We start from the raw sequence: 1,573 nt of genomic DNA, 5'->3' as shown, positions 1-1,573 counted from the left end.
CGCATTAAAATTGAACACTCGACCAAGGAAAACGCTTGGCTTTCAAACGCCAGCCGATAAACTGGCCGAGGTGTTGCACTGACCGATTGAATGCATCGTGATCAGAAGTAGAATTTTCTCATTAAGGGAGAGTTCTGCATGAAGAAGTCGAAGTTTTCAGATAGCCAGGTCATGGAAGCGCTCAAGCGCGTGGAAGGCGGGCTGTCGGTGCCGGAGCTGTGCCGGGAGCTGGGTATCAGCTCCGCGACGTTCTACAAGTGGCGCGCCAAGTACGGTGGGATGGACACCTCGATGATAGCGCGGATGAAGGAGTTGGAAGCCGTAGACAGAACTAAAATTGGCTGAAACGCGTAAGTAATTTTAGCTACATGTCTCTTCTCTAGAAACTTCCTAAAATGAGTCAATAACTTACGCTGAAATGCGATGAGATCGCGTAGAAGACCGACTGCGAAGTAATTTTGGCTACAAATTTTCGCTTTTATTTTCCTAGGAAATATCCATAGCCACTTTTATCCAAATCGGGCACGCGTAATTGCGGTTCGCCCCCACTTCTGCATTGGAGACCTTTTCGATAATGACGGCAGCATGCCAGGATAGATTGCACGGCACTTACTACACCGGTATGGTGCATCCAGTAACAATGCATTCAACCAGTATGGCGTGCATGCTCCACAATTTCGACAGCTGGATAACAGAGCAATATCATGGATAGGGCACTTCTCAACCCTATTGAGCTGATGTACGACGCTGTGATAGCCCGCATTAAGGCACTTTTGACAATAACGCAGCCATGGACTGCTTGATCGGTGTAGTGCTTCTGGAAGCATCGATTCGCGTACCGTTTCAAACGCAGCCCTAATGCATTTTGTACTTCGCGGATGTCGACCTGCCGCTCGCATGCGGCAATGCCTTCATACGGGTCAATTGCCTTCCTGGTAAGCTGCAAAGTGATCAAGTGACCCGGCAACCGATTTTGCCTTGCGTATTTCCACAGGATGGAGACGATCGATTCGTATGGCTGCAACCAGTTTGGGTCAAACACATACCCAAATGCTGGTTTTAGCTTGCGGTCATCAAACAACATGATGGGCAACGTCATCGCCCTGCCCTCTACACGAACGATGATAATTCCCGCTGAATTCGAGCGGTTGCTACGCGAGCTTGCACATAGCCGGAGTTACGTACCGCATACCTCCACATCTCCACCGATGGACGGAAGTCCGGACTATCCTGCAACTCACTCTCCTTCAGCACAATCTCTACTGCCCGAGTAAAGGATTCCATCGGAATTTCGAGCTTGCTGCCTAAGCAGGCCTTGCTATGAATTGCAGCGAATTCGTCCCAGGATCTGTGCATCTTGTACAAGCTTGTATCCGTTGTCAGTCGCCTGGGGTAAATAGAAACGGGTGAACGTCCAATTCAACTGGATCGATGGACTGGCTTCCAGGAGAACCCACTGGCTGTAGGCAGCCTCTCCGAAGCATTGAAGACGACGGCCGATTTTAAGGCCGTAGACGTCGATTCTCCGTGTCCCTCGTGGCCGTGCCATTGACACAGGGGCCTGGAAGCAGGT

At 50.3% G+C, this 1,573-nt stretch carries 1 protein-coding gene and 1 pseudogene; one reads left to right on the top strand and one right to left on the bottom strand.

The features are described from left to right. Window positions 1-138: 138 nt before the first annotated feature. Window positions 139-321 (top strand): annotated as a pseudogene (locus tag ASE07_RS26385) (transposase); the annotation flags it as partial. A 325-nt stretch (window positions 322-646) separates the two neighbouring features. On the opposite strand, the gene ASE07_RS26380 reads toward ASE07_RS26385, so the two are convergent. Then, on the bottom strand, window positions 647-1,099 hold the full coding sequence (locus tag ASE07_RS26380; protein WP_057293797.1) for a hypothetical protein: 453 nt from the start codon (window positions 1,097-1,099) through the stop codon (window positions 647-649). Between the last annotated feature and the right edge of the window lie 474 nt (window positions 1,100-1,573).

Source organism: Noviherbaspirillum sp. Root189 (genome assembly GCF_001428545.1).
Lineage (GTDB): Bacteria > Pseudomonadota > Gammaproteobacteria > Burkholderiales > Burkholderiaceae_D > Noviherbaspirillum.
This window is presented reverse-complemented; position numbering and strand designations above follow the sequence as displayed.

Bases quoted from the DNA above. Each gene is read 5' to 3' on its own strand.
- ASE07_RS26380 (WP_057293797.1), bottom strand. From the start codon at position 1,099: ATGACGTTGCCCATCATGTTGTTTGATGACCGCAAGCTAAAACCAGCA.